This window comes from Thalassococcus sp. S3 (genome assembly GCF_004216475.1).
Lineage (GTDB): Bacteria > Pseudomonadota > Alphaproteobacteria > Rhodobacterales > Rhodobacteraceae.
In genome coordinates this window covers 1,308,337-1,332,834 of record NZ_CP022303.1, presented here as the reverse complement: position 1 = coordinate 1,332,834, position 24,498 = coordinate 1,308,337, and the positions used below count along the sequence as shown (strand labels likewise).

Below are 24,498 nucleotides of genomic sequence, written 5' to 3'. Positions count from 1 at the left end.
AACCCCTATCGCCTGAGTGTGAGGGCAATTCCTCCCAGAACCAGCGCACCGCCCAGCAAAAAGCGCAGGCTCAGCGTTTCGCCCAGAAAAAGAACACCGCCTGCCAACGCAATGACGGGCACGCTCAGCTGCACCGTCGCGGCCACAGCCGCCTCCAGTTTCGGCAGCACACTGTACCAAAGCGCATAGCCCATGCCCGAGGTGACAGCCCCCGAGATCACTGCCAGCGCCACACCCAGGGGCGCCATCTCCGCCAGGCCCGTGAGCACCGGCAAAAGCGCCACAAGCGGCAGGCACACGACGAAATTCGCAGCCGTACCGGCCAGCGCATCCGGTTCGGCCTTGCCCGCCAGCGTGTAGAATCCCCAGCCGATCCCGGCGAGCACCATGAGCAATGCGCCCGCCGGATCAGCCACCGCGTTCTCCCCGGGCCAGAGCACCCAGAGCAGCCCGCCAAAGGCCACCATCGCGCCAGCCAATTGGCGCGGCGAGGGCCAGATGCCCCGCGCCGCACTCACCACAAACATGGTGATCTGCACCACACCAAAGAGGATCAGCGCGCCCAGTCCGGCATCGAGCGTCAGATAGGCCAGCGAAAACCCGATCATGTAGAGCGTCAGCGCACCGGCCCCGATCAGCCGACGCGGCGTGGCCAGGGTCATCTTGCGCCCCTGCAGCCGCAAGAGCACCACCAGCATCGCCGCCCCTGCCGCCACCCGGATCAGCGCAAAGCCCGCCGGATCGATGCCGCCGGTTTCGATTGCCATCCGGTTTAGCACCGAATTGGCGGCAAAGGCGATCATGGTCAGGGCAGTCAAAAGGATCACGCGCATCCCACGCCTCTAGCGCCAATTCCCGGCAAAGGACATGGTAAAGCCGCTCAAGATCCCGTTTCACACGTCGAAGGCAGGCGGATAGACAAGCCGGGCCTCCGGCACATCCACACCCGGACCGGCCAACATGGTAAATTCAATCGGATAAGGCGTGATCAGCCGCGCCGCGCGCGCCCGGCTGAACCCCGCCCGCTCGTAAAAAGAGGGTTTGCCCAGGACCACCAGACAATTCGGCAGGTCCAGGCCCGGCGGCGGATCCTCGATCAAGGCCACCAGCTCCCGCATCATCCGCGACCCGATGCGCCACTCCTTTCGCCGCTTCGCATCCAAGGCACCGCCCTGCATCTCCGGCCAAACCGCTACCGGTGCCAGGCATCCCCATCCCTCCGGTGCGCGCATCCGGCTCACTGCGTAATAGCCACCAACCGCTCGGCCCCCGGCGGGCTTCACCGCCTCAAACCAGATATCCCCATCCGCGCGCAGCCTCCGCACCAGCTCCGCCTCTTCAGCGCCACCAAAGGCTGCCCGCAACAGCGCGTCGATCTCGTCAAAATCCACCTTCGTCTCCGGCGCGCGCGTGACATCCGGCCCAATGACCATATCCCCTCCTTCTTTGGGTCAAAAATATCCTGGGGGAGTCCCACAGGGACGGGGGCAAGGCCCCCAAACAAACCTCTCCACCCCTATGTTGACGTCAAACGGAAAAGAGGCCGCCCGGGGGCGACCTCTCAAACCGTTCGACAATGTCACTTTCGCTAAGCGAAAGCTGGCTTACATCATGCCGCCCATGCCGCCCATGTCGGGCATGCCGCCGCCGGCAGCGCCTGCGCCTTCCTTGGCGGGCTTGTCGGCAACCATGGCTTCGGTCGTGATCAGCAGACCCGCGATGGAAGCTGCGTCCTCCAGAGCCGTCCGCACAACCTTGGCCGGGTCGATCACGCCGTCCGCGAAGAGATCGCCATAGGTTTCGGTCTGGGCGTTAAAGCCGAACGCCGTGTCGGTGCTTTCGCGAACCTTGCCGGCGACAACCGCACCGTCGACACCTGCGTTTTCAGCGATCTGACGCAGCGGCGCCTCGATGGCCTTGCGCACGATGGCGATGCCTGCGTTCTGGTCGGAGTTTTCGCCTTCCAGACCGTCCAGCGCCTTGCCGCCCTGAACCAGAGCGACACCGCCGCCCACGACAACGCCTTCCTGCACAGCAGCGCGGGTTGCGTTCAGTGCGTCATCGACGCGATCCTTACGCTCTTTCACTTCAACCTCGGTCATGCCGCCGACGCGGATCACGGCAACACCGCCGGCCAGTTTGGCCACACGCTCTTGCAGCTTCTCACGGTCGTAGTCCGACGTGGTCTCTTCGATCTGCTGACGGATCTGCGCCACGCGTGCCTCGATCTCGGCCTTTTCGCCGGTCCCGTCGATCACGGTGGTCTCGTCCTTGGTGATCTGGATGCGCTTGGCGGTGCCCAGCATATCCATGGTCACGTTTTCGAGCTTCATGCCCAGATCTTCCGAGATCACCTGACCGCCGGTCAGGATCGCGATGTCCTGCAGCATGGCCTTACGACGGTCGCCGAAGCCCGGAGCCTTGACGGCTGCGATCTTCAGGCCGCCGCGCAGCTTGTTGACCACCAGGGTCGCCAGCGCTTCGCCTTCCACGTCTTCGGCGATGATCAGGAGCGGCTTCTGGCTCTGGATCACGCTCTCAAGCAGCGGAACCATCGGCTGCAGCGAGGACAGCTTCTTTTCGTGCAGCAGGATCATGCAGTCTTCGAGCTCTGCCGTCATCTTGTCCGCGTTGGTCACGAAGTAGGGGCTCAGGTAGCCACGGTCGAACTGCATGCCTTCAACGACATCGGTCTCGGTTTCCAGACCTTTGTTCTCTTCGACGGTGATGACACCTTCGTTGCCGACTTTTTGCATCGCATCCGCGATCTGACGGCCGATTTCCGCTTCGCCATTGGCCGAGATGGTGCCGACCTGTGCAACCTCATCGCTGTCTTTGACTTCGCGCGACGCAGCCTTGATCGCTTCGACGACCTTGGCCGTTGCCAGGTCGATACCGCGCTTCAGGTCCATCGGGTTCATGCCAGCCGCAACCGACTTCATGCCTTCCTTGACGATGGATTGCGCCAGCACGGTTGCCGTGGTGGTGCCGTCACCGGCTTCGTCGTTGGTGCGGGAAGCGACTTCCTTCACCATCTGCGCGCCCATGTTCTCGAACTTGTCTTCCAGCTCGATTTCCTTGGCAACCGACACACCGTCCTTGGTGATGCGCGGTGCGCCGAAGGATTTGTCCAGAACCACGTTGCGGCCTTTGGGGCCCAGCGTCACCTTCACGGCATCAGCCAGAATGTTCACGCCGCGCAGCATGCGGTCGCGGGCATCGGTGTCGAATTTGACGTCCTTAGCAGCCATGTCTTTTCTCCTTTGAGAATCTGTTGAAATGAGGATGTGCGGCGCGGGTCACCCCACCGCCCGAGCAGCCGGATCGCTTACTCGATGATCCCCATGATGTCGCTTTCCTTCATCATCAGCAGCTCTTCGCCATCGAGGCTGACCTCGGTGCCGGACCACTTGCCGAACAGGATCTTGTCGCCGGCCTTCACGGCCATCGGAATCAGCTCACCGCTGTCCTTGCGCGCGCCTTCACCGATGGCGACGACTTCGCCCTCGCTCGGCTTTTCTTTCGCGCTGTCGGGGATGATCAGTCCGCCTGCGGTTTTCTCGTCGCTTTCCACGCGGCGCACCAGCACCCGGTCATGAAGCGGTTTCAATGCCATCTTTGCAGCTCCTTGAGGCTCAAAGTTTTCTCCCTTGACCCCGCAACCCGCGGGGCCGTTAGCACTCATATCTGTCGAGTGCTAACGGCGCTGACTTAAGAAACCAGGCCAGGCGAGTCAACGGGCCTTTGTGTGAAATTCTCGCAAACCGAAACCTGTGGCAGCGCAGCGTCTTAACCGATGCTGGAAATGTCCGTTCGCGTCACCCGCAGCCATCTGCTATTCGTTAACACGGGTTAACGGGTTGAGGTGAGGAAATGGGTGAGATTGCCCTGGCGGCGATCTTTTGTACGCTGATTGCCGGCGGAGAAACAGAACGGAGCCACGGCTATTCGGTCGGCTACGATCTGCACCGCGTGCGCGTCGATTGCGAAACCGCAAGCCACGTGATCGAGGTCGGGCTCGACAGGCGCTCCTCCCTCGACAGTGTTCAACAAGCGCTTTTCGCGGCGCATCTGACGGGTAAGCACCCTCAGGTTCTGCTGATCGACACCGATGGTCGGGTCGGGCCCTATGAGACGCGCATTCGCGCCGCGGCGGAAATGGCCGGTGTTCGCTATCACAGTATGAGCCGGGATTACCTTATCCGGTGGCAGATGACCCATTGGCTGCGCAGCTACGACCCGCTTGACCGCCCTGGATCGTGACGCTCCCAGCTATAGGCCCAATGCACCAGCCCGGCGGATCCCTCATCTGTCAGCGCATAAGTGCCTTTTTCGACCCGCTCGAACCATCCATAATGATTGTCCGCCATCAATCGGGTCGCACGCGCCACGCCCGTCGCACGCGCGACCGCGGCGCCCTTGCACGGACCCGTCTCGGCCAGATGCGCGGCACAGCGGAGCGCATCCTGCCGGTAGGCCGTGACGATCCCGTGCCGCGTGGCCCCGCCGGCATTCGGATCTCCCTGCATCCGGTCAAACTCACGCAGCAGCCGTGCCTGACGTTTCTTGGACTTGCGTGGCGCGTAGGGTCCGGGATCGCAATGCACCTCCACGCGGCCATCGTCCCTGACGGTCATCAGGCCCAAGCCCAACCGGCGGCAAAGGGCCAGGTTGTCTTTCAACGCCCGCCGTGCCGTGCGCCCCTTCGGCCGCGCGACAGCAACATAGACGTGATCGGTCACCGCGAGCCGCGCGACCGCCTGGTGAAACAGCGCAAGGGCAAAGCGTAGTTTGAGCTCTACGATCACCAGCGCGTCGCCTTCGCGCTGCGCCACGATATCGGCGGCGCCCACCTCGCCCTTCACGACATATCCCTGCCGGTCCAGCAGGGCCTTTATTGGCGGATAAAGATCACTCTCGCGCTCCATAGATACCGGCCTAGGCCCGCCGGGGCCAAAAGTCTATTCCAGCACGTGGGCGCCGAGGTCCAGGTGCATGCGCGGCAACATCCGCCCGGGAATAGACCCCGAGGGGGTTAGACCGGCCTCCACACACCCCATTGCCTGATAAAAGCCCACCGCATGCGGATCCGCATCCAGAACTAGCCCGTTCAGATCGTGCTGACGCGCCTCTCTAACCAGATGCGCCCAGAGCGCTTTGCCGATCCCCTGCCCCTTTCGGTCTGGATCAACAAAAAAGCTGTGCACCTCACCCGATCCGGACGCCCTGTCGATCTGCAGGCAGGCACAGGCCGCAAGGTCCTCGTCTTCGATCACCCAGTATGTACCGTCTGCCAGATCTTCCGGGCGCACGGTCAGTTCGTCCCGGCAGGCTTCCATAAAAGCGTGGTCATATCCGTTCGATCGTTTCGACCTGAGTGACAGATCAGTCAGTGCCTCCGCTTCTCCGACCTTCGCCAGCCTTATGATCCCGCCCATGACACACCTCCTCAAAAGGCAAGAGTGCCGCCACGCCCCGTCTGCGTCAAACCCCCGCTTGTGTCGCTGACACGCAGCCCCTAGCCTGCCGGTATGCGCCATCTCATGCTTGCTCTCGCCTTCGTGCTGCTCCCTGTCGCAGCCTTCGCCGCTTGCGCGGGGACGGATCTGCGCACCACGCTCAGCCCGTCAGAACGGGCCGCTCTCGACACCGCCGTTGCCGCAACGCCCTATGCTGAGGGGAATCACTGGACCGCACGGCGGGGCGATCAGACGATCCACCTGATCGGCACCATGCATCTGAACGATCCGCGCTGGCCGGATGTGGTCCCTCCGCTGGCAAACATCGTTCGGGGCTCTGACCTTTTGCTGCTCGAAATGACCGCTGAGGAAGAACAAAAGCTGCAGGCCGCCATCGCCGCCCGCCCTGAACTGATGTTCATCACCTCCGGACCGACCCTGCCAGAGCTGATGTCCGAAGAAGACTGGACCCGCCTTCGTACGGTGATGGCCGATCTTGGCATGCCCGGCGTTCTGGTCTCGAAAACGCAGCCCTGGATGCTGTCCGTCCTTCTGGGCATTCCCGCCTGCGCCCGCATGCAGAGCGAGGCCCCTTTGGGCCTGGACAAGCGCCTCATGGCCGTGGCCGAAGACGCTGGCATCCCGATGCAGGCGCTGGAGCCATATGACACGCTCTTCCAGCTTTTTCGTGAGACACCGCAAGAGGAACAGATCGAATTTCTGCTCACCTCCCTCGCTGGCGCCGAACTGGCCGAGGATCAGTTTGCCACCATCACCGGCACCTATTTCGATGAAGAGCCCGCGCAGGCCTGGGAGATGTCACGCATCCTCACCCAGCGCACCACAGATCTGCCCGATGCCGAGATCGACGCGATTTTTGCCGAGATGGAGGAGGCGCTGATGACCCGCCGCAACCTGGCCTGGATGGACGAGATCGCCAAGGTCGACGCGCCGACCATCACAATTTCCGTGGGCGCGCTGCATTTCGTGGGTGAAACGGGCCTTCCCCGTCTGCTTGAAAAACAGGGCTATGTGCTCACCCGCGCGCCATTTGGACCGGTCGCTGCGGACTGACCAAGGGTCGCAGGCACCGGCCCGTGACATCCGCGCGCGCCGTACCTATAACGCGGCCAAATTCGACCCTGGAACAGGACCATTTCGCATGACCATCCACGTTTTTGGCCACAAATCGCCCGACACCGATTCCACCGGCTCCCCGATCATCTGGGCCTGGTACCTCACGCAGATCAAAGGCCAGGACGCCAAGCCGGCCCTGCTGGGCGAACCCAACACCGAAGCGGCGTTCATGCTGGACCGCTGGAACCTCGACAAGCCCGATATGCTGGGCGATCTGGCTGCGGACACTCCGGTTGTGATCGTGGACACCAACAACCCCGCCGAACTGCCCGAGGGCATCAACGACGCCGACATCCAGGGCATCATCGACCATCACAAGCTGGTCGGCGGGCTGGAAACCAAAGGCCCGATCGAGATCAATATCCAGCCGCTCGCCTGCACCGCGACCATCATGTACAAGATGATTGGCGATGACATGGCCCAGATGCCCACCGGCATCAAAGGCGCGATGTTGTCCTGCATCCTCAGCGACACGCTCGAATTCCGCTCGCCGACCACGACGCAGGAAGACAAGGCCATCGCCTGGGCACTGGCCAAGGATCTGGACATCGACATCCCCGCCTACGCCGCCGAGATGTTCGCCGCGAAATCCGACGTCTCCGCCTTCTCGGATGCGGAGCTTCTGCGGATGGATTCCAAGGAATACGAGGTCGACGGCACCAAATTCCGCGTCTCCGTGCTTGAGACGACCTCTCCCGCCACGGTGCTCGACCGCAAGGCCAGCCTGATGGAGACGATGACCACCGTCGCCTCCGAAGATGGCGTCGATCAGGTGCTGCTTTTCGTGGTCGACATCCTCAACGAGGAATCGACCCTGCTGGTGCCCAATGATCTGGTCAAAACCGTCGCGGCGAAATCCTTCGACGCCGAGGCGACGAGCGACAGCGTGGTCCTGCCAGGTGTGGTCAGCCGGAAGAAACAGATCATCCCGAACCTCAAGGTCTGAGCATCGGATCAGAGATCAAAGCGGCGCCTGCGGGCGCCGTTTTTATTTGAACCGCGCGGTCGAGCCCCTCACGATCAGTTCAGCCTTGAGTTCCAGCGCGCCGGGTCGCTCATGGCTCTCGATCCAGCCGTTCAGCGCCTCTGCCGCGCGGGCGCCCATCTCCTGCACCGGCAGTCTTACCGTTGACAGGCCCGGCGCACTCAGACGCGACCAGGGCAGATCGTCGATCCCCATCAGCGAGATATCGTCCGGGACCGCCAGCCCCTGACGGCTCAATTCGAACATCGCACCCAGCGCCTGCACATCCGACAGGCACAGGATCGCGCTGACACCGTCCCGGGCGCGCAAAATCTCCTCCACGGCTCCAGTCCCGCCGGACACGCCCAACCGCGCCTCGGAGAACCGCAGCCTTGCTTGGCTTTCCCGAAGCGCGGCCAACCGTTCCGCCGTCCGGTCATTCCGCGCGACAGGCCCATGCACCACCGCAATCTCCCGGTGGCCCAGCCCCGTCAGATGCGCCAGCGCCGTCCGCGCCACCGCCCGGTTGTCATAACCCACCGTTGGAAAGAGGTGCCCGGGTGCGAAGTACGACGTTGCCACGACCGGTACATCCGTCGCCTCCATCCGCTCCAAAAACGCCCCGCTCTGGCTGATCCCCGATACGATCAGCCCTTCGGCGCCGACATCCAGCAATTCGCGGGCCTTGGCTGCTTCCACCTCCGGATCGCCGCCGGTGGTCGAGACCACCAGCGACTGCCCCAGTTCCGCAAGCCGCTGTTCCAACGCCTCCAGAAAGCGCGCGAAAATCGCGTGGTCCAGCGTGGGCACCAGCGCCCCCACCATGCGCGAGCGCCCGCTATTGATCGCCCGTGCGGCGGCCGACGGCATGAATTTCAACTCCGTCATCGCAGCCTGTACCCGCTCGCGCGTCGGCTCCGACACCGCCTTGGGCGCGTTCAGCACCCGTGACACCGTCGCCACGGATACGCCCGACATCCGGGCCACATCTCTCAGGTTCGCACGCTTCTTTTTTAACATGTTCCGGTTCTATCAGGTCCGCATTTCGTCACAAAGCAATCATCGTTGTTGACATGTGTAACTAGTTACACAAGGCTTTGGTACTAGTTTCAAACGGGAATCAGAGCACAGCTATGCTCACCGCACCGCTCATTCGGTCCTTTGCCAATGCAGGCCCCGCCGCGCCGGGCCGCGCCTTCCCCGGCTTCACGCAAACGCCCCTCACCCAGACCTGGGACCTCGCCCCGCGCCAAAGCCGACGGATCGATATGAAGCCCGGAGATCTTCTCTCCGTCACCGGCCTGACCGACGAAGACTGGCTCTCGCTCATGGCTTTCGACGCGCGCGGACACGACATGCTGGGCGCTCTCGGCCTGACAGCCGATGCGGGCCTTGGCGCCGATGACTACGACAGCGTGGAGCTGACAGGCTGGCTGAACGCGCAAGGCGCAACCGCCTCCCCGGCGCGCGCAAAGCTGCGCGGGGACGGCGAGATCGCGGTGGTCAAAACGGACGCGGCCTGCACCCTCTGGGCCATCCGCGACGTGCCCGCGCGCCAGCTTGTGCACTGCGCGGCCCCCGGCCCCCTGCGCCTCAGCCGCCAGCCGGCCACCAACAGCGCCGCCCTCCTGCCGCCGCCTTTGGGAGAGGTGCGCGACGAATTCACCGTCTCCCGCGCCACCGCGCAGGCTTATGCGCTCAAAAAGGGCGAGATCGTCCAGATCATCGACGTCGAAGGCCAGCAATGCTCAGACTTCATGGCGTTCCGCGCTCAGGGCCTCGATCAGGGCCTTGAGCAGATGATCGACAGCACCGTCACCCGCTCTGTCGTGGGCGGCGCCTATCCGACGCCGGGTCTCTTCGACAAATTCCTCGACGCCGACATGCGCCCGCTTCTGAACCTCATGCAGGACACGGTGGGCCGGCACGACACCTTCGCGCTGGCCTGTACCGCGCGCGGTTACGAGGAGCGTGGCTTTCCCGGCCACGTGAACTGCTCCGACAACATCTCCGACGCGATGGCCCCTTACGGCGTGCAGCGCCGTGTGGCGTGGCCCGCCATCAACTTCTTCTTCAACTCGTGGATCGACCGCACCGACAACCGTATCCAGTCCGAGGAAAGCTGGTCCCGTGCCGGCGATTACGTGGCCCTGAAAGCGATGGACGACCTCGTCTGCGTCTCCACCGCCTGCCCCGACGACATTGACCCGATCAATGGCTGGAACCCCACGGATGTGCATGTCCGCATCTACCGGCCCGACGCGCCTATCCGCCGCGCCGTGGCTTACCGCGAAAAGGAAGACGCGCCCGTGTCGATCAGCCAGGAATCCGCGTTCCATCCGCGCCTCAGCCACCTCACCCAGCAATTCGCCCCTGCGCGCGATCTCTGGACGCCGGTCTCGTTCCCCTCCACCGGAACGCTCGGCGAATATTGGGCTTGTCGCAACGCCGTGACCCTTCAGGACATGAGCGGTCTGCGCAAATTCGACGTGGTCGGCCCCGATGCCGAGCGTCTTTTGCAACTGGCGATGACCCGAGACATCTCCAAACTCTCGGTCTGGCGTGGCACCTACGCACTGATGTGCGACGCCCAGGGCACCGTGATCGACGACGGCACGCTCTTCAGGCTAGGCGAGGGCCTTTTCCGCTGGTGCTGCGGGTCCGAGGAAAGCGGGCGCGCTTTGGATGCGCTGGCCACCGAACACGGGCTGCAGGTGCGCATCAAGGCGATGCGCAGCGCGCTCCCGAACCTCGCCCTGCAAGGCCCGAATTCCCGCGATCTGTTGCGTGAGATCGTCTTCACCCAGCCGCATGTGCCCGCTCTGGACGATATACGCTGGTTCGGCGTCACCATGGCCCGGCTGAAGGACCGCGAGGGTCTGCCCTTCATGCTCTCCCGCTCCGGCTATACCGGCGAGCTGGGCTATGAGCTCTTCTGCGCCGCATCCGACGCTGTGCCGCTCTGGGATGCGCTGATGGAGGCGGGTCAGCCTTACGGCATCAAGCCCATGGGCTCCGCCGCTCTTGAAACGATCCGCATAGAAGCCGGCCTTGCCGCGTCCCACGCGGAATTCGCCCCCGGCATCGACGCGTTCGAGGCCGGGCTTGGCTTCGCCGTCGATCTGAACAAGTCCGACTTCACCGGCAAGGACGCCCTGACCCGCAACGCCCGCGACCCGCGCCGCGTCCTCAAGGGACTGCTTCTGGAGTGTGACGACGTCCCAGCCCACGGCTCCCCCGTCCTTGCCGGAGAGCGTGAAGTCGGCATCGTTACGTCGGCCACCCGCTCCCCCAGCCTTGAACGGGCCATCGCCATGGCGCGGCTGAGCGTCGAGCACGCCACGGATGGCATGATCCTTGACATCGGCCAGATGGACGGGCGAATGAAACGCCTCTCGGCCACGGTCACCTCAATCCCCTTCATAGACCCGCAGCGCAAGCGGGCACGGGCCTGACGGCCCATACCAAAACCAACAGGAGAGAAAAATGAACCATATCAAAACCCTCGCCGCCTCCGCGCTGGTCGCCGTCACCGCGACAGCCGGCGCCGCGCAAGACAAGGTCATGATCGGCGAGCCGAGTTGGCCCGGCGCCAAGATCATGGCCAATGTGATCGGCCAGGTCATCGAAAATCGCCTCGGCGGCGAGGTCGGCTATGCCCCCGGCGCCAATGCGGTGATCTTCGCAGCGATGGATGGCGGGCGTGGCGACATCGACGTCCACCCCGATGTCTGGCTGCCCAACCAAGCGTCGTTCACGGACGAATATGTGGATCAGAAAGGCACCGTCTCCCTCTCCTCCGGCTCTTATGAGGGTCGCTCGGGCTTCTGCACACCCACCTACATGGCCGAAGAGCACAATATCAAATCCGTCTTCGACCTCGGCACGCCGATGGCGCAGGAGCTGTTCGACGCGAATGGCGACGGCAAGGGCGAGATCTGGGTCGGCGCCTCCGGCTGGGCCTCCACCAATGTGCACAAGGTGAAGGTGCGCGATTACGGCATCGAGACGTTCCTTGAGCCCACCACCGAAGACGAAACCGTCTTCTATGCACGCCTCAAGGACGCCATCGACCAGGAGCAGGGCGTCGTCTTCTACTGCTACAAGCCCCATTACGTGCACGCGCTCTACGACGTGACCATGATCGAAGAGCCGCCGCATAACCCCGACGAATACATGATGGTCAGCGCCGATCAGGATGCCGACTGGTTCAACAAGTCCAAGATCACCAGCGGCGACCAGGTCAAAACCGTCCGCGTGGCCTATTCCAACTCGCTGAACGACCGCAACTCGGCTGCGGCGTCCTTCCTCGCCAATATCGACATGAACGCGGATGAGCTGTCGAAACTGACCTACGAAGTCGTCGTGCAGGGCAACGAGATCGACGCCGTCGTCTCAGACTGGATCGCGGCGAACGGTGACATCGTCGACGGCTGGCTCGGCCTGAACTGATCTCCCCGTCCCGGACCACTGGCCCGGGATCTTCCCGGTTCCGGTTACCCTAGGGTAACCGGAACCGGGTCTATAAACCCATAACGAACAAGAACGAGGGCTGAGATGGCTCAGGAGATTGCAATCGACGCCCGTGGCGTCTGGAAAGTCTTTGGTGATCGTGCCGACGAAGCCCTCGCCGCGATCCATTCCGAAGGCTTGGGCAAACCCGAAGTGCTTGAACGCTTTGGCTGTGTCGTGGGTGTCGCAGATGCCAGTTTCGAGATCGAAAAGGGTGAGCTTTTCTGCGTGATGGGACTGTCGGGCTCGGGTAAATCCACGCTGGTGCGTCACGTCAACCGCCTGCTCGAACCCACCGCTGGGCAGATCCTGATCGGCGATGAGGACGTCATGGGCCTCGGGCCGGATGCCTTGCGCGATCTGCGCAACCGCCGCGTCGCGATGGTGTTCCAGAACTTTGGCCTCATGCCGCACCGCACCGTCCGCGACAACGTCGCCATGCCGTTGGAGATCCGCGGCACCGGCAAGGCCCGCCGCTGGGAAGAGGCTGACCGCGTCCTCGACCTTGTGGAGCTCTCCGGCTGGGAGGACAAATACGCCCATGAGCTGTCGGGCGGCATGCAGCAGCGCGTGGGCCTCGCCCGTGCCATCGCCTCCGACCCTGAGATCCTCTTGATGGATGAACCCTTCTCTGCCCTCGATCCGCTGATCCGCAAGCAGTTGCAGGACCAGTTCATGGACCTCAGCCAGAAGCTGAAGAAGACCACGATGTTCATCACCCATGATCTGGACGAGGCGATCCGTATCGGCAACCGCATCGCCATCATGAAAGACGGTCGCATCGTGCAGATCGGTACGCCCGAAGAGATCATCCTCAACCCCGCCGACGACTACGTGTCGGACTTCGTAGCCGGCATCTCCAAGCTGAACATGATCTTCGCGCATTCAGTGATGAAACCGGTGGATGAATTCACGGCCCATCACGGCGAACTGCCGCACGACGCCAAGGAAGCGCATCCCGACATGGACCTCGCCGATCTCATGGACCTCTGTGTCGACGGCCACGGCGTAGTCGCCGTCACCCAGGACGGCAAGACGGTGGGCGTCATCAACCGTGCGGGCCTGATCCGCGCGATCCAAAGCAATCATGCGTAAGGGGGCCGCCATGCATCAGCCACAGCAGATCAAACCCGAAACCGCCGAGCGCATGAACACGCTGATCGACACCTTCGCCGGTCAGAGCGCCGAGTATTACCGCCGCGTCTTTGGCTACATGATGGAGGCGCCGGGGTATCGCTTCACCCTCAACTGGGCCGCCGCCCTGCTGGGGCCTATCTGGTTCGGCGCGCGCGGCCTCTGGTCGTGGTTCCTGGGCTTTCTGGTGCTCGAAACCTTTGCCTATATCCAGATCGGGCGTGGTCTCTTTGGCGATCTGGGCCGTGAATTCCGTGACCGTGCCGACAGCATCGCGGCCACGCTTGATTTGCGCCGACAGCAGATCGAGGCGGCGGAGGCCTCCGGCTCCTCATCGCTCGATTCGCTCAGGCGCGCCGCCGAGTCGCTGGAAACAGCACTTGCCGATGCCCAGGCCGCTGCCACCCAAGCCGATGCGACCGGCCTGACCTTCGTGGCAGTGGGCCTTGTCATGCTGCTCGTGATCAAATTCGCCGCAGCCGCAACCGCCAACTGGACGCTCGAGGGCCAGTTCGCCCGCTGGCGGTCAGACAAATCCGTGGCGAGCGGCTGGTCCCCCACCCGCCTTCTTATCGCGGTGGGGCTCTTCATCACTGTTGTTCTTCTTTCCGCCATCAAGTTCGCCCAACCGGACGCCATCGCCTTGCTCAAGCAATTCCCCACAAACCGCAACTGGCGCATTGACGTGGGCGACGGGGTGCAGGCCGGGTTCGACTGGACCAAAACCGCTGGGCGTGGCTTCTTTGATGGGCTCACCTTCGGGATGCGCACCCTCCTCGACTGGATCGAGGTCGTGCTGGTGCAAACCCCCTGGCCCGTCGTGGCCCTCGTTATCGTGATGCTCGCCTATCTCTCCGCCGGTCCGCGCGTGGCCATCTTCACCGGTGCGGCGCTCGCCTATCTGGGCCTGCTGGATTTCTGGGAAAAGGCGATGACCACCGTGGCGCTCCTGGGTGCCGCCGCCCTGATCTCCATTACCCTCGGCATCCCCCTGGGCATCTACTGCGCGCGTCGGCCCAAGGTCTTCGCCGTGGTCCGGCCGATCCTCGACTTCATGCAATCCATGCCCTCCTTCGTCTACCTCATCCCCGTCGTGGCCTTCATCGGCTCCGGCAAGCCCGCAGGCGTCGTGGCCACGATGATCTTCGGCTCACCCCCGGTGATCCGCTTCACGGTGCTGGGTCTGCAGCAGGTCCCCGAAACCGTGCGCGAAGCCGCGCTCGCCTTCGGCGCCACGCCCCGCTACCTGCTCTGGCGTGTGGACCTGCCTCTGGCCGCCAAGACGATCATGGCCGGGGTGAACCAGACGATCCTGCTGTCGCTCGCCATGGTGGTCGTCGCCTCTCTCATCGGGGCCAAAGGTCTGGGGGAAGACGTGCTCGAAGCGCTGCAATACGCTGCCGCGGGACAAGGCATCCTGGCGGGTCTCGCGATCCTGTTCTGCGCGCTCATCCTTGACCGGATCGTGGCCGGCAAAACCTGAGGCCGTCATTTAGGTGTGTCGGGCTTTACCTCGGCGGTATAGAGGGGGTGCATGTTACGCACCCCCTTCTCTTTGAGGCCCGAATGACCCAGATCATCACCGCATTGTCCGAGATTTCCGACCGCTACCAGGCGCTCTTTGTCGACCTTTGGGGCTGTGTGCATGACGGCGTGCGCGCCATTCCCTCCGCAGTCCGCGCCTTGCAGACATATCGCTCGGCTGGCGGCATTGTGGTTCTGGTGACCAACTCTCCCAAACCTCGGGCCGGTGTCGAGGCGCAGCTGGGCGAGTTTGGCGTATCCGACGATGCCTGGGACACAATAGCAACATCCGGTGACAGTGCACGGTCAGCCATGTTCCGGGGGGCGGTTGGAGAGAAGGTCTATTTCATGGGGGAGGAGGCGCGTGATGCAGATTTCTTCAAACCGTTGGGCCTTTTGGACAATCCTGTCGATATCCAACGCGTCCCCCTGGCCCAGGCGGACGGGATCGTGTGCTGCGGCCCCTTCGATCCGATGGCGGATCCCGATGTCAATCGCGCCGATTTTCTCTATGCCAAGCAAAAGGATATGAAACTGCTCTGCGCCAACCCCGACATCGTCGTGGACCGCGGGGATACCCGTGAATGGTGTGCCGGCGCACTGGCGCGGCTTTACACCGAGATGGGCGGCGAAAGCCTCTACTTCGGCAAGCCGCACCCGCCGATCTACGATCTTGCCCGCCGCCGGCTCGCGGCACTTGGAAAAGAGATCGCGGGAACGGACATCCTGGCGATCGGAGACGGGGCTCAGACGGACATCAAGGGCGCCATGGGCGAGGATATCGATTCTCTCTTCATCTCTGGTGGACTGGCGGCGTCCGAGACAAAAACGTCGCATCAACCCGACCCTGATCTGCTAAATGCCTATCTAGAAAGGGAAATGTCTGCGCCAACTTTCGCCATAGGCCATCTGCGCTAAGCACTTTTCCCTTGCTTTTCTGCATCTGCAAAGTAATAAAGTTGCCCTAATGTTGGCGCATTCTACCTGTTTGTTACCCTTGCGTCTGGATGGAGAAGACAATGTTGGACAATCTGCCCCGCGGCACGATCTGCATCGAAGACATCGAAATGGGGATGACCCGCCACCTGCGCAAAGTGGTGACAGATGAAGATATCGAGATGTTTGCCCAGGTCTCGACAGACCGGAACCCCGTGCATCTGGACGACGATTATGCCCGCGACACGATTTTCGAGGGCCGCATCGCCCATGGCATGCTGACCGCCGGGCTGATCTCCGCGGTCATCGGCGAACAGCTTCCGGGCCATGGCACGGTCTATATGGGCCAGTCCCTAAAATTCCTGGCACCCGTCCGTCCCGGCGACATGGTCTATGCCGAGGTCAAGGTGGTCGATATCGAGATGGCCAAGCGTCGGGTCAAACTCGACTGCCACTGCTCCGTCGACGGCAAAAAGGTTCTTATCGGCGAGGCCATGGTCCTCGCACCCAGCCGCAAATTCGACTGACGCGAAGACGCCCAAACGGGCGGATGAGCGTCCCCGCCAAGGCTTGCAACGTGCCGCCAACGGCGCTACGCAATCGCCATGCGGATTATCCGGGACTACCAGTTTGTGGAACACCAGGATCGCGGCGCCAGCGCCGCGATTGGCAATTTTGATGGCGTGCATCTTGGCCATCAATCCGTCATCGACCTGGCCCGCACCGCAGCCCCCGACGCGCCGCTGGGCGTTTTGACCTTTGAACCCCATCCCCGCAGCTACTTCGCGCCTCAGGCCGCACCCTTTCGGCTGATGAATCCCGAAGCCCGCGCAAGCCGCCTTGAAAAACTCGGTGTCCAAAGGCTTTATGAGCTGAACTTCAACGCCTCGCTTGCCGCTCTCTCACCTCTGGATTTCGCGCGGAACGTGATCGCCGATGGCCTGGGGCTATCTCATGTCGTGGTTGGCGCGGATTTCTGCTTTGGCAAGGGCCGTGCCGGGACCGCCGAACACCTCCTGACCTTCGGGGACGAGATGGGGTTTGGCGTCACCATTGCCCCGCTTCTTGAACAAAGCCGTGACACAGTCTCGTCCACTGCGATCCGCACCGCCCTCAGCGATGGGCGTCCTCGGGACGCGGCGGCTATGCTCGGCCATTGGCACCGCATCGAAGGCCCTGTGATCGGTGGCGAACAAAGGGGTCGCGATCTCGGCTACCCGACCGCGAACATGTCCATTGACGGCCTCCATCCCCCGGCATTTGGCGTCTACGCCGTTCTTGTCGATGTGCTCGACGGTCCCCACGCGGGAAGCTATCACGGCGTAGCTTCCATGGGGGTCCGCCCGATGTTTGGCGAAAACCGCCCCAATCTCGAAACCTTCCTTTTCGATTTCTCTGGCGATCTTTACGGGGCCACACTTTCCGTGGGTCTGATCGACCATCTCCGCCCCGAAGAAACGTTCGAAAGCCTCGACACCCTCATCGCCCAGATGGACGCGGACAGCGCGCAGGCCCGTGCGATCCTGGCAGCCCTATGACGGATCCCATCGACCGGGATGGTCTTTCGCATCGCTTCTGGGAACGCAAGCCGCTTGAAAAGCTCAGCCAAAAGGAATGGGAGGCGCTTTGCGACGGTTGCGGCAAATGCTGCCTCAACAAGCTGGAGGACGAAGACAGTGGCGCGGTCGCCCTCACCCGCATCGCCTGCCGTTTGCTCGACGACAGCACCTGTCGCTGCGCGCATTACGAGAACCGGCACGCCTTTGTGCCCGATTGCATTGTGTTGCGGCCTGACAACCTCGACAGTCATGCATACTGGATGCCGGCCACCTGTGCGTACCGGCTGCTTTGGGAGGGCAAGCCTCTCTACGACTGGCACCCCCTGATTTCCGGTCATGCCGACAGCGTGCATGAGGCAGGCGTCTCGGTTCGCAACTGGACCCTGTCGGAGTTCGATGTTCCCGAAGACGAGTGGGAAGACCATATTATCGAGGAGCCTGTCTGATGTTCTTTGCCTCTGACAATGCCGGGCCGGTCCATCCCCAGGTCATGCAAGCGCTGGTCGATGCCAATCACGGCTACGCCATGCCATATGGCGCGGATCCATGGATGGAAGAGGTCCGCACCCGGCTGAGAGACATCTTCGAAGCGCCCGACGCCGCGATCTATCTTATCGCAACCGGCACCGGTGCCAACGCATTGGCGCTTGCGACGCTCTGTGACCCGTTCCAGACCGTTTTCTGCTCTGAAGTGGCGCATATCCACGAGGATGAATGCAATGCCCCGGAATTCTACACCGGTGGGGCCAAGCTTACCCTGATCCGGTCCGGTGACAAGATCACGCCCGAGGCCCTGGAAGCGGCGATCCTGAAGGAAGGGTCGCGCGGCGTTCATGGTCCCCAGCGCGGGCCGGTCGCCCTGACCCAGGTGACAGAGCGCGGCTCCGTCTACACCGTGACCGAACTCACCGCTCTTGCGTCGATCGCCAAATCCTACGATCTGCCGGTTCACCTCGACGGCGCGCGATTTGCCAACGCGCTCGTGACCCTCAACGCCAGCCCGGCGGACATGACCTGGCGGGCCGGTGTTGATGCCGTCAGTTTCGGAGGGACCAAGAACGGCCTGATGGGTGTCGAAGCGGTCATCTTCTTCGACCCGTCAAAGGCCTGGGAGTTCGAGCTGCGACGGAAACGCGGCGCGCACCTCTTTTCCAAACACCGCTATTTGTCAGCCCAGATGGCCGGATATCTGAAGGATGATCTCTGGCTCACGCTGGCGCGCCAGGCGAACGAGACCTGCGCCTATCTCGCCGACGGGCTGCGCGCGGCGGGCGCGGATTTTCTTTATCCCCCTCAAGCCAACATGATCTTCGCATCGCTGTCCCGCGCGGTTCACAAGCGCCTGCACGAGGCCGGCGCTGTCTACTACCTCTGGTCCGGAGAGCTTGACGGCGCGGACCCTGATGAACCACTTACCGCCCGGTTTGTCTGCGACTGGTCGCTGACGCGGGACGAGGTCGACAAGTTTCTGAGCCACACCAACTGATTTTCGGCTGAGCCCCCGCTGTCAGGCACCGCCGAACTCCCCGCCGCGTGACAGAGTAATGTGGCACGACCACGTCATCTCGCAAAAGATAACGTGGGCTACCCGTCCAGAAATGCCTTGAGCAAACGTGCGGTTTCGGCCGGGTGGGTGATCGGCGCCATATGGCCGGCGCCTTCGATCACCTCGTTACGGGCATCGGGCAGGCGCTTGGCAAGACCGTCATTAACCGCTGCCATGATCGGCAACGACGTGCTTCCCCTGATCAGGAGCACGGGCATATCCGCACGAGACAGAATGCCAGGGGCGAGCAGGCCGTGAACGTCGTCGTAAATCGCAGGCTTGCAGGACGGCACCACGTGGATTGCGCGTGTCATCGCCGCCCGCAAGGCTTTTGGCATGTCAGGCCACTTTGGCCCATCGCCCCACATGCGGTTGAAAAGGCGCGCGGCCAGTTCCATGTCTCCGGCTTCGATCGCGGCATTGAAATCACCCGCCAGCGCGTCGTGGTCCCGCACCGTGTCCGGACGGTCCGCCAAAGCGACGGCAAAAAACACGGGCTCGATCAGCGTCAGGCTGCGCACCTTCCGGGGGTGTTTCAAAGCAAGACGCAAGGCAACGGTGGCCCCGAATGAATGCCCGATCAGATCCATGGGCTCCTGCAGGAACGGTTCCGCGGCGTTAACGACGACGTCCTGAAAATCGCCCCGACCGTCCCAGTCTGCGCTGCGCCCGTGGCTTGGCATGTCAATCGCGGTAAAGCGCAGCGCATCCTCCGTGTGCTCGGCCAGACGGCCCCATGCGCCGCTATGCGCAAGCGTGCAGTGCAGCGCGAGAGCGTGACGTGCGCCCCCACCCAACTGGGTCGCGTAGATGTCTGCCGTCTCCACGCTCATTCCGACTTTGCTTTCAGATACATATCCAGATCCTCGAGGCGGTCCTGACCCCAGAACCGTTCATCATCCCCGGTGATATAGAATGGCGCGCCGAAAACGCCACGCTCCACTGCTTCTTCAAGATTGGCGGCGTAGGTTTCCGCACCGACCAGCAGGCCGCTGTCGGCCAGAGCGGGATCGAAACCAGCCTCCTGCAGGCAAGTGCGAATGACCTCGTCGTCGGCAATGTCCTTCTCATCCGCCCAACACGACCGCGTCAGGGCGTGCACCAGCGCGCCCAGATCGCCCGATCCGTCTTTGGCTGCCGCCACAAACGCATAGGAGGATGGCGCGGGGTTGGTGGGCCAATGCGCGGGGGTCAGGTTGAACGGCATACCCAGCTTCCGGGCTTGCCGCACAAGTTCCTGCGCGCGGTATTCCTGGCGCGCGGGATGCCGATCCTTCGGAGGTGTGCCGCCCGTTCTGGAAAAGAGCGTCATGATGTCGAGCGGCTTATACGCGATCGTAGCACCATGGCGTGCGGCGATATCCTCAAGCCGGGTGCCCGCAAGATAGGTGTAGGGCGACAGTGTCGCAAAATAGTAGTCAATATGTGGCATTCCGTGCGTCACTCCCGGCAAAACTTTGCGGGACGGTAAGGCCGTGCTAAGCGGTGTCAACATCACGAATCTGTCACATATCCGCTGACCGGGACCGCTTTTCATGCCACAACTGAACGAACCCAAGCTGATCGCTGGGAACGCCAACCGCCCACTGGCGGAGGCCATCGCACGCAGAATGACCATGCACAGGGGCGTGCATACCGGGCTGGTCGATGCACGCGTCGAACGCTTCAACGATGGAGAGATCTTCGTCGAGGTGTTCGAGAATGTCCGCGGCGAGGACATGTTCCTCATCCAGCCAACCTCCAACCCCGCCAATGACAACCTGATGGAGCTTCTGATCATGGCCGACGCGCTGCGCCGGTCCTCCGCGGCGCGGATCACGGCCGTTCTGCCCTATTTCGGCTATGCCCGTCAGGACCGCCGCACAAAGGCACGCACGCCGATCAGTGCAAAGCTGGTTGCCAACATGCTGGTCGGCGCGGGGATCGAGAGGGTGCTGACCATGGACCTGCATGCCGCACAGATCCAGGGCTTTTTCGATATCCCGGTGGACAACCTTTATGCCTCGCCGATCTTTGCGCTGGATATCCGCACCACTTTCGCCAGCCAGATGGATGAGTTGATGGTGGTCTCACCCGATGTCGGGGGCGTTGCCCGCGCAAGAGAGTTGGCAAAGCGGATCAACTCCCCTCTCGCCATCGTGGACAAACGGCGGGAGAAACCCGGAGAGGTGGCCGAGATGACGGTGATCGGCGATGTCACGGACAAGGTCTGCCTGATCGTGGACGACATGTGCGATACCGCCGGAACGCTCTGCAAGGCGGCGGACGTCCTGCTTGAGCATGGCGCGAAGGAGGTGCACGCTTACATCAGCCACGGCGTGATGAGTGGACCAGCGGTGGAGCGTGTGACGAAATCAGTGATGAAATCGCTGGTCATCACGGATTCGATCCAGCCGACAGAAGCGATCAAGGGCGCCGGAAATATCCGGATCGTGCCGACCGCACCCGTCTTTGCCCAAGCCATCCTCAACATCTGGAACGGCACGTCGGTCTCCTCGCTTTTCGAAGCGACAACGCTCACCCCGATTTACGAGACCCTCTATTCCACCGGTTAAGCGCGCTTAGCGGGGGTGAGGCATCCCCGCTTGAGTATTGAAACGCGCCACATAATCATCGCAAAGCCGTATGGTGCGCCTGCTCCGGCTCCAGACAGCGCCCCCGTCGCAATGATCGAAGAGCAAGGTGATGCGGGAATGCCAATCGAAGCGGGCAATCAGCGCGCCCAGCTCTTCCATCAGACCTGATTGCCGCATCTCCAGCTCCATCGGGCCATCGCCGTAAAGGATGCGGAATTCGCGTGTGCCCGTCCCCTCCGGCAGAACATACGACCGGAGCATCCGCCGCCAGCTGCGCGCAATCTCGGGTGCGGAATCGGCACAAGCGGCTGCATCGTCATCGGACAAACCGGCCCAGGCTGGAAGATCTGCATAGGCTGCAGGATCATAGCCATAAAGCAGACAGACCGCGCGATAGGCCCGGCGCGCATCGGGGGGATGTTCCCCCTGCAGATCGACCTCCTGCCCGTCTGCCTCGATCCACCAGGATCGCGCCCGGTCCTTTACGATGTCTTCGGCTCTGTCCGGAAGCACGCGGGCGATAAAGAGCGTCGCGAAGGCGTCAGCGATGACCTCTTCGTTGCCGAGAACCGGCAGATCAAATTCCCGGATCAAGGCATGTGCCAACTCGTGGATCACAACATGCGTCGTCACGTTCCTGGTAAAGCTGGGCATCTCGGCACTTGCCATGCCCGCGCCGAAGGCAAACCAGGCCGCGGCAAGACCGCGGATCACTCCTCTTCGCATGTCGCCACCGCCTTGTTGCGTCGTCGGGCAGGCTAACAGGGCCCGAGACAGACGCCAACAGGGCGGGCGCCGGAGTTAGTAAAGTTCCCACTCCTCCTCGTTTTCGAGAGGACCGATCGCCATCCAGGCCGCCCGAATGCGAGCGACGCGACTGTCTTCCCAGGTTCTGAACACAATCTCAAAACCCTGCACGGTGATTTTGTCGGTAGTGATATCCGCACGGAGAGACGGACCCGTCGCAATGTCCAACAGCGACGTCGAGACATGGACCACCGGCGGCGCGCGAAAAACATCGCTGAACTTCACCTTCATCCGACGTTCGCGGGCGCCATGGCCTGTCCACATGCTACCCCCGTTTTCGTATTCGGAGAACAGCACGACATCGCCCTGATCGACGCCAATAAGATGGGACGGGATACGCTTCATAGCCTGTGGAATCTTAGGTCACAAATAACAACATAATCCGGGATTGGGACCAAAATGCGGCCCAAAGTCCATATAAAAAAGACAGGCGCCCGAGAGCGCCTGTCTTTTTCGTTACGTCGAGGAACAGGGCGTTACTTCGAAGAAAGGCCGATCTCTTCGCCCATCGCGACCATGTCCGACAACAGCTTGGCTGCATCATCCACGGGACCCGGTTCGTTCTGGAACGTGTCCTGCGCGCTCTTGTGCGCTTCGCGGGCTTCGGCCACCATCGCATCCATATCCGCCTGGGTCATGTCCGCACGCGGAACGGCCCGTTCGGCCAGCACCGAAAGACCTGCGGCACCGATCTCGGCGAAACCGCCGGTGACCACGTATTCCTTGGTGCCTTCCGCGCTTTCAACCCGCAGAAGACCCGGACGCAAGGTCGTGATCGTGGGCGCATGATCGGGCATCGCCGTCATATCGCCTTCCGATCCGGGGATCTGGACCGATGTCACCTGAAGCGAAGCCAGGCTTCGTTCGGGCGATACCAGGTCGAATTGCATTGTCTCTGCCATCAGGCGTGCTCCTTAGGCCGCGTCTGCGGCCATTTTCTCGGCTTTGGCTTTCACTTCCTCGATGCCACCCACCATGTAGAAGGCGCCTTCGGGGAGGTGATCGTACTCACCGGCCACAACCGCCTTGAACGAGGCAATCGTATCGTCAAGCGGCACCTGCACGCCGGGCGAACCGGTGAAAACTTCGGCCACGTCGAAAGGCTGCGACAGGAAGCGCTGGATTTTCCGGGCGCGGGCCACGGTCAGCTTGTCCTCTTCGCTCAGTTCATCCATGCCGAGGATGGCGATGATGTCCTGAAGCGACTTGTAGCGCTGCAGGATCCCCTGCACGTCACGCGCCACCTGATAATGCTCCTCGCCCACAACACCCGGGTCCAGAACGCGCGAAGTCGAATCGAGCGGGTCCACGGCCGGGTAGATACCCAGCTCGGAGATAGCACGGCTGAGAACGGTGGTGGCGTCGAGGTGCGCAAACGAGGTCGCCGGCGCGGGGTCGGTCAGGTCGTCCGCGGGCACATAGATGGCCTGCACCGAGGTGATGGAGCCGTTCGTGGTCGAGGTGATCCGCTCCTGCATCGCGCCCATGTCGGTGGCGAGGGTCGGCTGGTAACCCACAGCGGATGGGATCCGGCCCAGCAGAGCGGACACTTCGGAGCCCGCCTGCGTGAAGCGGAAGATGTTGTCGACAAAGAACAAAACGTCGGTGCCGGAGGCGTCGCGGAACTGCTCCGCCATGGTCAGGCCCGACAGCGCAACACGCATCCGTGCGCCCGGAGGCTCGTTCATCTGACCGTAGACCAGCGCCACTTTGGATTTGGTCAGGTCTTCGGCGTCGATGACACCGGATTCGATGAATTCGTAATAAAGGTCGTTGCCTTCACGGGTCCGCTCACCCACGCCGGCAAACACCGAATAGCCCGAGTGCACCTTGGCGATGTTGTTGATAAGCTCCTGAATAAGCACGGTTTTACCCACGCCCGCACCGCCGAAGAGACCGATCTTACCGCCCTTCGCGTAAGGGGCCAGCAGATCGATGACCTTGATGCCGGTCACCAGGATTTCCGATGCGGTCGACTGGGCCGCGAATTCGGGCGCTTCGGCGTGAATCGAACGGGTCTCTTCCGCGCCGATCGGGCCTTTTTCGTCCACAGGCTCGCCCACGACGTTCATGATCCGGCCCAGCGTTGCGTCACCGACAGGCACGGTGATCGGGCCGTCAGTGTCGGTCACGTCCTGACCGCGCACCAAACCTTCGGTTGCGTCCATCGCGATGGTCCGGACGGTGTTTTCGCCCAGGTGCTGCGCCACTTCGAGAACCAGCATCTTGCCGTTGTTGTCGGTTTCCAGCGCGTTCAGAATCTCAGGCAGAGCGTCATCGAACTGCACGTCGACGACGGCCCCGATGATCTGCGTGATTTTGCCTTTTGCATTGGCCATGTTTC

Annotated in this window: 26 protein-coding genes; 13 read left to right on the top strand and 13 right to left on the bottom strand. The window is 62.5% G+C overall.

The genetic code is table 11. From position 1 onward, the window contains the following. Positions 1 to 5: 5 nt before the first annotated feature. From CFI11_RS06710 to groES, 4 genes are all read right to left on the bottom strand, one after another. Positions 6 to 833 carry a DMT family transporter gene (locus CFI11_RS06710; protein WP_130404292.1) on the bottom strand — a complete coding sequence of 276 codons (828 nt, stop codon included), beginning with the start codon at positions 831 to 833 and terminating at the stop codon, positions 6 to 8. Positions 834 to 893: 60 nt separating this feature from the next. Then, on the bottom strand, positions 894 to 1,433 hold the full coding sequence (locus CFI11_RS06705) for a GNAT family N-acetyltransferase (RefSeq protein ID WP_130404290.1): 540 nt from the start codon (positions 1,431 to 1,433) through the stop codon (positions 894 to 896). Between the two features lie 171 nt (positions 1,434 to 1,604). Then, positions 1,605 to 3,251 carry a chaperonin GroEL gene (gene groL / locus CFI11_RS06700; protein ID WP_130404288.1) on the bottom strand — a complete coding sequence of 549 codons (1,647 nt, stop codon included), beginning with the start codon at positions 3,249 to 3,251 and terminating at the stop codon, positions 1,605 to 1,607. A gap of 77 nt (positions 3,252 to 3,328) precedes the next feature. Continuing rightward, positions 3,329 to 3,616, bottom strand: a complete 288-nt coding sequence (groES, locus tag CFI11_RS06695; RefSeq protein WP_130404286.1) for a co-chaperone GroES — start codon at positions 3,614 to 3,616, stop codon at positions 3,329 to 3,331. A 257-nt stretch (positions 3,617 to 3,873) separates the two neighbouring features. Between groES and CFI11_RS06690 the strand changes: the two genes are divergently transcribed. Further along, complete coding sequence (locus tag CFI11_RS06690; protein ID WP_130404284.1) at positions 3,874 to 4,263, top strand: hypothetical protein; 390 nt, start codon at positions 3,874 to 3,876, stop codon at positions 4,261 to 4,263. Here CFI11_RS06690 and CFI11_RS06685 read toward each other — a convergent pair. Together CFI11_RS06685 and CFI11_RS06680 are read right to left on the bottom strand one after the other, a co-directional pair. After that, positions 4,233 to 4,928: a DUF2161 domain-containing phosphodiesterase gene (locus CFI11_RS06685; protein WP_130404282.1), complete on the bottom strand. Its 696-nt coding sequence runs from the start codon at positions 4,926 to 4,928 to the stop codon at positions 4,233 to 4,235. The two genes, CFI11_RS06690 and CFI11_RS06685, sit on opposite strands and share 31 nt — an antisense overlap. A gap of 33 nt (positions 4,929 to 4,961) precedes the next feature. Then, positions 4,962 to 5,438, bottom strand: a complete 477-nt coding sequence (locus tag CFI11_RS06680; RefSeq protein WP_165390203.1) for a GNAT family N-acetyltransferase — start codon at positions 5,436 to 5,438, stop codon at positions 4,962 to 4,964. 105 nt (positions 5,439 to 5,543) lie between these two features. On the opposite strand from CFI11_RS06680, the gene CFI11_RS06675 reads away from it, so the two are divergent. Together CFI11_RS06675 and CFI11_RS06670 are read left to right on the top strand one after the other, a co-directional pair. Then, the gene (locus tag CFI11_RS06675) at positions 5,544 to 6,533 is read left to right on the top strand and encodes a TraB/GumN family protein (RefSeq protein WP_165390202.1); all 990 of its coding nucleotides are present in this window, start codon (positions 5,544 to 5,546) and stop codon (positions 6,531 to 6,533) included. A gap of 88 nt (positions 6,534 to 6,621) precedes the next feature. Beyond that, positions 6,622 to 7,542, top strand: a complete 921-nt coding sequence (locus CFI11_RS06670; RefSeq protein ID WP_130404276.1) for a manganese-dependent inorganic pyrophosphatase — start codon at positions 6,622 to 6,624, stop codon at positions 7,540 to 7,542. A gap of 42 nt (positions 7,543 to 7,584) precedes the next feature. On the opposite strand, the gene CFI11_RS06665 is transcribed toward CFI11_RS06670, so the two are convergent. Further along, positions 7,585 to 8,580, bottom strand: a complete 996-nt coding sequence (locus CFI11_RS06665) for a LacI family DNA-binding transcriptional regulator (protein WP_130404274.1) — start codon at positions 8,578 to 8,580, stop codon at positions 7,585 to 7,587. A 113-nt stretch (positions 8,581 to 8,693) separates the two neighbouring features. Between CFI11_RS06665 and CFI11_RS06660 the strand changes: the two genes are divergently transcribed. The 9 genes from CFI11_RS06660 to CFI11_RS06620 all read left to right on the top strand — a co-directional run bounded on the left by CFI11_RS06660 (position 8,694) and on the right by CFI11_RS06620 (position 18,711). Then, positions 8,694 to 11,015, top strand: a complete 2,322-nt coding sequence (locus CFI11_RS06660) for a DUF1989 domain-containing protein (RefSeq protein ID WP_130404272.1) — start codon at positions 8,694 to 8,696, stop codon at positions 11,013 to 11,015. 31 nt (positions 11,016 to 11,046) lie between these two features. Next, the gene (locus tag CFI11_RS06655; protein WP_130404270.1) at positions 11,047 to 12,012 is read left to right on the top strand and encodes a glycine betaine ABC transporter substrate-binding protein; all 966 of its coding nucleotides are present in this window, start codon (positions 11,047 to 11,049) and stop codon (positions 12,010 to 12,012) included. Positions 12,013 to 12,117: 105 nt separating this feature from the next. Beyond that, the gene (locus CFI11_RS06650; RefSeq protein ID WP_130404268.1) at positions 12,118 to 13,167 is read left to right on the top strand and encodes a glycine betaine/L-proline ABC transporter ATP-binding protein; all 1,050 of its coding nucleotides are present in this window, start codon (positions 12,118 to 12,120) and stop codon (positions 13,165 to 13,167) included. Positions 13,168 to 13,177: 10 nt separating this feature from the next. Beyond that, a complete protein-coding gene (locus CFI11_RS06645; RefSeq protein WP_130404266.1) occupies positions 13,178 to 14,689 on the top strand; it encodes a proline/glycine betaine ABC transporter permease in 1,512 nt (503 codons plus the stop codon). Between the two features lie 83 nt (positions 14,690 to 14,772). Beyond that, complete coding sequence (locus CFI11_RS06640) at positions 14,773 to 15,648, top strand: TIGR01459 family HAD-type hydrolase (protein WP_130404264.1); 876 nt, start codon at positions 14,773 to 14,775, stop codon at positions 15,646 to 15,648. Positions 15,649 to 15,749: 101 nt separating this feature from the next. Further along, a complete protein-coding gene (locus CFI11_RS06635; protein ID WP_130404262.1) occupies positions 15,750 to 16,193 on the top strand; it encodes a MaoC family dehydratase in 444 nt (147 codons plus the stop codon). 78 nt (positions 16,194 to 16,271) lie between these two features. Next, positions 16,272 to 17,204 (top strand): bifunctional riboflavin kinase/FAD synthetase, encoded by a 933-nt coding sequence (locus CFI11_RS06630; protein WP_130404260.1) that lies wholly within the window; start codon positions 16,272 to 16,274, stop codon positions 17,202 to 17,204. Continuing rightward, complete coding sequence (locus CFI11_RS06625; RefSeq protein WP_130404258.1) at positions 17,201 to 17,671, top strand: YcgN family cysteine cluster protein; 471 nt, start codon at positions 17,201 to 17,203, stop codon at positions 17,669 to 17,671. Before CFI11_RS06630 ends, CFI11_RS06625 begins: the two co-directional genes overlap by 4 nt. Further along, on the top strand, positions 17,671 to 18,711 hold the full coding sequence (locus tag CFI11_RS06620) for a low specificity L-threonine aldolase (RefSeq protein ID WP_130404256.1): 1,041 nt from the start codon (positions 17,671 to 17,673) through the stop codon (positions 18,709 to 18,711). The genes CFI11_RS06625 and CFI11_RS06620 overlap by 1 nt, the downstream gene beginning before the upstream one ends. Positions 18,712 to 18,809: 98 nt before the next feature. Here CFI11_RS06620 and CFI11_RS06615 read toward each other — a convergent pair whose 3' ends face one another. After that, positions 18,810 to 19,604 carry an alpha/beta fold hydrolase gene (locus tag CFI11_RS06615; RefSeq protein ID WP_130404254.1) on the bottom strand — a complete coding sequence of 265 codons (795 nt, stop codon included), beginning with the start codon at positions 19,602 to 19,604 and terminating at the stop codon, positions 18,810 to 18,812. Then, the gene (locus tag CFI11_RS06610; RefSeq protein ID WP_130404252.1) at positions 19,601 to 20,203 is read right to left on the bottom strand and encodes a 2-hydroxychromene-2-carboxylate isomerase; all 603 of its coding nucleotides are present in this window, start codon (positions 20,201 to 20,203) and stop codon (positions 19,601 to 19,603) included. The genes CFI11_RS06615 and CFI11_RS06610 overlap by 4 nt, the downstream gene beginning before the upstream one ends. A gap of 103 nt (positions 20,204 to 20,306) precedes the next feature. Here CFI11_RS06610 and CFI11_RS06605 point away from each other — a divergent pair, with 103 nt between their 5' ends. Continuing rightward, entirely contained in the window at positions 20,307 to 21,326 is a 1,020-nt protein-coding gene (locus CFI11_RS06605; protein ID WP_130404250.1) for a ribose-phosphate pyrophosphokinase, read from the top strand. A 6-nt stretch (positions 21,327 to 21,332) separates the two neighbouring features. Here CFI11_RS06605 and CFI11_RS06600 read toward each other — a convergent pair whose 3' ends face one another. The 4 genes from CFI11_RS06600 to atpD form a co-directional block, all read right to left on the bottom strand. Then, positions 21,333 to 22,073 carry a DUF4344 domain-containing metallopeptidase gene (locus CFI11_RS06600; RefSeq protein ID WP_130404248.1) on the bottom strand — a complete coding sequence of 247 codons (741 nt, stop codon included), beginning with the start codon at positions 22,071 to 22,073 and terminating at the stop codon, positions 21,333 to 21,335. Positions 22,074 to 22,148: 75 nt separating this feature from the next. Further along, a complete protein-coding gene (locus tag CFI11_RS06595; protein ID WP_130404246.1) occupies positions 22,149 to 22,499 on the bottom strand; it encodes an H-type lectin domain-containing protein in 351 nt (116 codons plus the stop codon). A gap of 131 nt (positions 22,500 to 22,630) precedes the next feature. Next, complete coding sequence (locus CFI11_RS06590; protein ID WP_130404244.1) at positions 22,631 to 23,056, bottom strand: F0F1 ATP synthase subunit epsilon; 426 nt, start codon at positions 23,054 to 23,056, stop codon at positions 22,631 to 22,633. 12 nt (positions 23,057 to 23,068) lie between these two features. Beyond that, positions 23,069 to 24,493 carry a F0F1 ATP synthase subunit beta gene (atpD, locus tag CFI11_RS06585; RefSeq protein ID WP_130404242.1) on the bottom strand — a complete coding sequence of 475 codons (1,425 nt, stop codon included), beginning with the start codon at positions 24,491 to 24,493 and terminating at the stop codon, positions 23,069 to 23,071. Positions 24,494 to 24,498 lie beyond the last annotated feature (5 nt).